5 protein-coding genes are annotated in these 6,199 nt (G+C 71.6%); 4 read left to right on the top strand and 1 reads right to left on the bottom strand.

Annotation, left to right across the window (positions count from 1 at the left end; translation table 11 throughout):
- Positions 1 to 79: 79 nt before the first annotated feature.
- A complete protein-coding gene (locus tag SM452_RS02340) occupies positions 80 to 1,261 on the bottom strand; it encodes an ABC transporter substrate-binding protein (protein ID WP_463839221.1) in 1,182 nt (393 codons plus the stop codon).
- A 447-nt stretch (positions 1,262 to 1,708) separates the two neighbouring features.
- Here SM452_RS02340 and SM452_RS02335 point away from each other — a divergent pair, with 447 nt between their 5' ends.
- The 4 genes from SM452_RS02335 to SM452_RS02320 all read left to right on the top strand — a co-directional run bounded on the left by SM452_RS02335 (position 1,709) and on the right by SM452_RS02320 (position 6,195).
- Entirely contained in the window at positions 1,709 to 4,768 is a 3,060-nt protein-coding gene (locus tag SM452_RS02335) for a sensor histidine kinase (protein ID WP_355506203.1), read from the top strand.
- Positions 4,765 to 5,172 carry a roadblock/LC7 domain-containing protein gene (locus SM452_RS02330; protein ID WP_013288588.1) on the top strand — a complete coding sequence of 136 codons (408 nt, stop codon included), beginning with the start codon at positions 4,765 to 4,767 and terminating at the stop codon, positions 5,170 to 5,172. The genes SM452_RS02335 and SM452_RS02330 overlap by 4 nt, the downstream gene beginning before the upstream one ends.
- Before the next feature lie 62 nt (positions 5,173 to 5,234).
- Complete coding sequence (locus SM452_RS02325; RefSeq protein WP_013288587.1) at positions 5,235 to 5,597, top strand: DUF742 domain-containing protein; 363 nt, start codon at positions 5,235 to 5,237, stop codon at positions 5,595 to 5,597.
- Positions 5,578 to 6,195, top strand: coding sequence for a GTP-binding protein (locus SM452_RS02320; protein ID WP_013288586.1), 618 nt, complete (start codon positions 5,578 to 5,580; stop codon positions 6,193 to 6,195). The genes SM452_RS02325 and SM452_RS02320 overlap by 20 nt, the downstream gene beginning before the upstream one ends.
- The last annotated feature ends 4 nt before the right edge of the window (positions 6,196 to 6,199 follow it).

Below are 6,199 nucleotides of genomic sequence, written 5' to 3'. Positions count from 1 at the left end.
CCCCCCCGGCCGGTTGTTATCTGCTGGCCCCGCGGGGGGGGGGGGGGGGGGCCCCCCCACCCCCACCGCAACCAAGCAATCAGCCAGCGAGCCGCCAACGCCCACCACGAGCCACGAGCGTCGTCAACGCCTGCGGCATCAGCCCGGAGTGGTTGTCCGGCGTCATCCGGATCGGCCCGGAGAGCCCGTCGAGCTGCGACGTCTCCAGCACGTCGCGCAGCCCGTCCCGGTCGACCTTGCCCGGCTCGCCGCCGGCCTGCAGCTCGGCGTCGGCGATCAGCTGGACCGCGTCCGCCGCGAACGAGGAGAAGCCGTTGTAGCCGCCGAACCGGGCGGTGTAGTCCTGGAACCACTGCCGCCGCGCGGCCTTGGCCGGAGTGGTGGCGATCACGTCGTCGATCACCATGGTCTGGGTGAAGATCAGCGTGGCCTCGTCGGTGGAGCGGGCCGAGGGGCCCAGGAAGAGGTCACCGGCGGCCGTGGCGTCGAAGAACAGCGACCCGCGGAACTTGCTCTGCCGTGCCGTGGTGGCGGCGAGCATCGCCTGCTCCGGCGTGGTCCACAGGACCAGTGCCTGCGGCTTGCGGGTGACCAGCTGGTTGATCTGCGTGCCGACCTCGGTGTCGGTGACCCGCACCGACTCGTTGGCGACCAGCTTCACGGAGGTCTTGCTCAGCTCGCGGCGCAGGGCGGCGAGCCCTTCCTGGCCGTAACCCTCGGCGCTGTGCAGCAGCGCCACCTTGCGGATCTCGCGCCGCTCCAGTTCCGCGGCGAGCGCGGCGGCGCTGTCGGTGGCGTTCGGGGCGAGCTTGAAGACGTATCGGCGCTCGGCCACCGGCTCGGTGATGTCGCTGGACGACCCCAGTGCGATCGTCGGAATGCGCTTCTCGCCGATCGTTCGGGACGCGCCGACGGCGCATTCGTTGCAGCCGCCCATGATGACCGCGCTCACGCGCGAGTCACTGCTGAAATCATTGATGTTCCGCAAGGATTCCGCGGCATCCGAGCGGTTGTCCTTGACCCGCAGATCGATCTTCCGGCCGCCCAGGGCGCCGGAGGCGTTCAACTGCTCGACCTTCAGTTGCAGAGCCCGTTGGTAGACCTTGCCGACCGGCGCCGACGCGCCGGAGAGTTCCAGGTCGGCGGCGATCACGATCGGGCTGGTGTCCTGCGGTTCCCCGCCGATCCCGCAGCCGGTGAGCGTGGTGGCCAGCACGGCCGATGCGAGCGCCGCGATGCTCGCGGAGCGGATGGGGCTCAACTCAGTCCTCCAGGTGCGGCGCGGGCCGACGCCCGATCACCGCCGCTCGTCCGTCCTCAGTGGAGGAACGGGATTGGTTTGCCGTACGGTGTGCGCGAAGCCTGCAAAACCTTGCCAATGCCGGGGCCTGTGGTCAAGCCGGGCTGGCGAGTGCTGTTTCGGGACAGCCATCCCACATGCTGGGGACACGGAACATTAACTGACAATTACTGCACAGATGCGCGTGACCACTCTGGAGTGACATCCCCTGTTCAGGGGGTTGGAGAAAAGAAGGTATTAGGTGATCGGATCCCGGGATGCGTCGGCCGCGACCGTTTCCTGCCTCACTGCGGCTTCCCAAACAGGATCTCGTCTGATGAAATCGCGGCCGTGCCGCGCGTGGCGCTGGCCGCTGCACCAGGCACGGGTCAGCGGGTCGCGCGTGGAAGAAACGACGGAGGCGATGTCGTGAGCACCGGACCTACGACCCTGCCCGGGAGCCCCAACGCCGAACAGCGGAACCGGCGCCGGCGCCTGCCCAGGCTGCGCGACGCGCGGATCCGCTCCAAGCTCGCCCTCATCCTGGTCGTTCCGGTCGCCGCTGTCATCGCACTGGCAACTATCCGACTCGTTTCGGTCGGTCAGGGCGCGTACGAGGCCGACCGGATCCGGTCGCTGAGCGCGGTGTCCGTCGACATCGCGGCGCTCACCCAGGACCTGCACAAGGAGCGGATGGCGGCGGCGGTCTTCCTGGCCGACCCGAACCAGAAGCCGGACGCGTACAACCTGCGGGTGCGCCAGACCGACGAGCGCATCGCGGCGTACCAGGACGAGCGGGGCAAGCTCGGCGACGTGTCCGGCGCGATCAGCAACCAGATCAAGGTGATCGACGCCCACCTGTCCACGTTGAACGGCACCCGCCAGGAGGTGCTGGACCGGCTGCAGATGCCGGTGGCCGAGGCGAGCCTGCGCTACGGCATCGTGCTCGACGACCTGGTCGCGTACAGCGACGCGCTGGCCCAGCAGCCGGGTGCGGACAGCCTTGCCGACGCCCGCCGCGCGGTGGCCGCGTTCGCCCACGCCAAGGCCCAGGTGGCCGAGGAGCAGGCGGTGGCCTTCACCGCCCTCGACGGCGGGCAGGTCGGCGAGGAGCAGTTCTCGTCCTTCGTGGCCACGCTCACCGGTCAGCAGGAGGCGCTGCTCACCTTCTCCCGGACCGCGACGCCGGGCCAGCGGGCCCTGGTGGACCGCACCGTCTCCGGTGACGCCGTCCAGCTCGCCGACCGGGTCGCCGGCGACGTCTCCCGGTCCATCGGTCGTCAGGCGCTGGTCACCCGCGACGAGGCGTCCGCCGCCATCGGCGCGGTCGACGACCTGATGCGGTGGGCCGAGATCCAGCTCCTGGACGACATGCTGGCCGACGCCGACGAGGCACGCGCCGACGTGATCCGGCAGGCGATCGTGGAGAGCCTGCTCGTGCTGCTCACGCTCGCGGTAGCGGTGACGCTCGCCGTGGTGCTGGCCCGCTCGCTCAACGACTCGCTGCGCCGGCTGCGCGAGGGCGCGCTCGCCGTGGCCAACCACGACCTGCCGGACGCGGTGAGCCGGCTGCAGAACGTCAACGCCATCGGTGACGGCGGTGTGGACGAGATCGTCCAGCAGGTCCGGGACCCGATCAAGCTGAGCAACCGCGACGAGGTCGGTCAGGTGGCGGTGGCCTTCAACGTGGTCCACCGCGAGGCGGTCCGGGTCGCGGCCGAACAGGCCGCGCTGCGGACGAGCGTCTCGGCGATGTTCCTCAACCTGGCCCGCCGCTCGCAGAGCCTGGTCGACCGCATGATCGGCGAGCTGGACGCGATCGAGCGGTCCGAGGAGGACCCGAAGCGGCTGGCACAGCTGTTCGAGCTGGACCACCTCGCCACCCGGATGCGCCGCAACGACGAGAACCTGCTGGTGCTCGCCGGCGCCGACTCGGCCGTGCCGCGCCGCGACGACGCGCTCCTGGTCGACGTGCTGCGCGCCGCGCAGTCCGAGGTCGAGCTCTACAACCGGATCGAGTTCGGCACCGTCGACACCGACATCTCGGTGGCCGCGCACGCCGTGAACGACGTCGTCCGGCTGGTCGCCGAGCTGCTCGACAACGCCACCCGGTTCTCGCCGCCGAACACGACAGTGGTGGCCGACGGCCGCCGGATCCGCGACTACGTGCTGATCCAGATCGAGGACCGCGGTCTGGGCCTCAGCGACGACCAGCTCGACTCGCTCAACCGGCGCCTGGCCGCGCCGCCGACCGTCGACGTGGCCGCGTTCCGGCTGATGGGTCTGGCCGTGGTCAGCCGGCTCGCGTCCCGCTACGGGATCCGCGTCGAGCTGCGCCGCAACGTCGAGGGCGGCACGGTCGCCCAGGTCACGCTGCCGAACTCGACAGTGGTGCTGCCGGCCAACCGGGGCCAGGCCCCGCTGACCCGGCCGCGTCAGCCGCTCGCCGTCGAGCAGTCCCCGCTCAGCCAGGTCGGCGCCGGAGACGCGCTGGCCGGAGCCGGGCGGGGCGCTGCCACCGCGACGCTCGCCGACCAGTGGCACGGGGCGACCACCGCCCCGCCGTCCCGGTGGCAGACGCCCGCCGAGACGCGCGACACCACTCCCGCCGTACAGCTGGGTGGGGCGACGGGTGCGCTGCCGACCATGGCGGCGCCCGCCCCGGTGGCCGCGGCGCCGGCCACCGCCGCGCCGGCTCCGGTCTCCGGAGCGGGCTGGTCGGCCGGTGGCCCGACGGTGGCGTACCCCGCGCTGGACCCGCTGCCCAAGCGGACGCCCGGTGTCGAGTCGGCGCAGCCCGCGACCCAGGCCGCACCTCCGGCCTACCAGCCGCTCGCCGCGGCGCCGGCGGTGGAGAGCACCCCGGCGACGCCGGTGGTGGCCCGGCCCGAGCAGCGGGCCGAGGCGCCGATATTCCGTGAGATGGAGGCGGTCTGGTTCCGTTCGCACGGAGAGGACGAGACCACCATCTTCACCCGTCCCACGTTCGACGAGCCGCCCGCACCGGCACAGCCGGCGGTGGCGCCCCCCGCGGCGTCGGCGCGTCCGAAGCTGCCCACCCGTACCCCGGGGGCCCAGGCGTCGGGGTTGACCACGTCGACGACGCCGCCCGCGTACAGCCCGCCGGAGGTCCCGTCCACGCCGCCGGCGGCCGCGACGCCGCCCCCGGCACCACCCGTCGCCGAACCCGCGCCCGCGCCGTCGATCGACCCGGAGGCCTGGCGTACGGCGGCCGACGAGGGCTGGTCGCGGGCCAGCCGTGCCGCGGAGCCCACCACCGGCGGGACCACCCGCTCCGGCCTGCCCAAGCGGGTTCCGCAGGCCCAGCTCGTGCCCGGCGGAATAGAGCCGAAGAGCGGCCGGGACCGCAGCCGGCGCACGCCGGACGAGGTACGCGGTCTGCTCTCCGCCTACCACCGTGGCGTCCAGCGGGGCCGTACGGCCGGCGCCGACCTGAACAGCACCTCGACCAAGGAGACGAACCGATGAACAGGCCGGCGGCCATGCAGGACATGGGGTGGCTTCTCACCAACTTCGCCGACAGCGTCGCGGGCATCGCGCACGTGGTGGCGGTGTCCGCGGACGGGCTGCTGCTCGCCTCCTCGCGGGATCTGCCCGGCGACCGGGCCGACCAGCTCGCCGCGATCACCTCCGGCGTGGTGAGCCTGACCGAGGGCGCGGCGCGGATGTTCAGCGCCGGCGGGGTGCTGCAGACCGTGATCGAGATGGACAGCGGCTACCTGTTCCTGATGTCCATCAGCGACGGTTCGTCGATGGCCGTGCTCGCGGCGCGCAGCTGCGACGTCGGCCAGGTGGGTTACGAGATGGCGCTGCTGGTGGAGCGGGTCGGCCAGGCACTGGTCCCGCTGCCGAGGGACGCGGTCCGGTCCTGATCGGAGCGGGGAGCTGACGACCGGAGCCGGTGCGGCTCCGAACGAGGGGAGGTGATCGCGAGATGGACCCGCGACGTGATCCACGTGGCGCGCTGGTGAGGCCGTACGCGGTCACCCGGGGTCGCACCGAGCCGTTGCAGAACATCGCGCTCGAAGCGGTGCTGTCGAGCACGCCGACGCAGTCGGCCGAGGCACGCTTCGCCGGGCACGACAAGTACCGCATCTCCTCGGTCTGTGAGGGCCGGGCGCAGTCGCTTGCGGAAATCGCCGCTTACACCCGGATGCCGCTGGGCGTCACCCGGGTGCTGGTCGCCGACATGGTGGCCGAGGGCCTGCTGACGCTACACACTGCCGCTCCCGCGACGGGTTTCGCGGCGCGGATGAACCTGCTTGGAAGGGTGCTAAGTGGACTTCGCGAACTATGACCCCGACGGGGTGAACCGCGGCCGGGAGATCATCTCCGCGAAGATCGTGATCGCGGGTGGCTTCGGCGTGGGAAAGACCACGCTCGTCGGGGCGATCTCCGAGATCCAGCCGCTGACCACCGAGGCGCTGATGACCGCGGCCGGCGTGGGCATCGACGACGCGTCGAAGGTGCCGGGCAAGGAGACCACCACGGTCGCCATGGACTTCGGCCGTATCACCATGGCCGAGGACCTGATCCTCTACCTGTTCGGCACACCGGGCCAGACCCGCTTCTGGTTCATGTGGGACGAGATCATCAGGGGCGCGGTGGGTGCGGCGGTGCTCGTGGACACCCGCCGGATCACCGACGCGTTCGCGCCGCTGGACTACTTCGAGAACCGCAAGCTGCCGTACGTCGTGGCGTTGAACCGCTTCGGCGACGCGCCGCACTACGAGCTGGAGGAGGTCCGGGAGGCGCTCGCCATCTCCCCGGACGTGCCGATGGTCCTGTGCGACGCCCGTCAGCGGGACTCGGTCAAGCAGGTGCTGGTCACAGTGGTGGAGCACGCCATGCTCCGCCTCCAGGCCGAGCACGGCTACCCGGCTTCTGTGGGCTGACCGC

This window comes from Micromonospora sp. SYSU B005, assembly GCF_055362685.1.
This window is presented reverse-complemented; position numbering and strand designations above follow the sequence as displayed.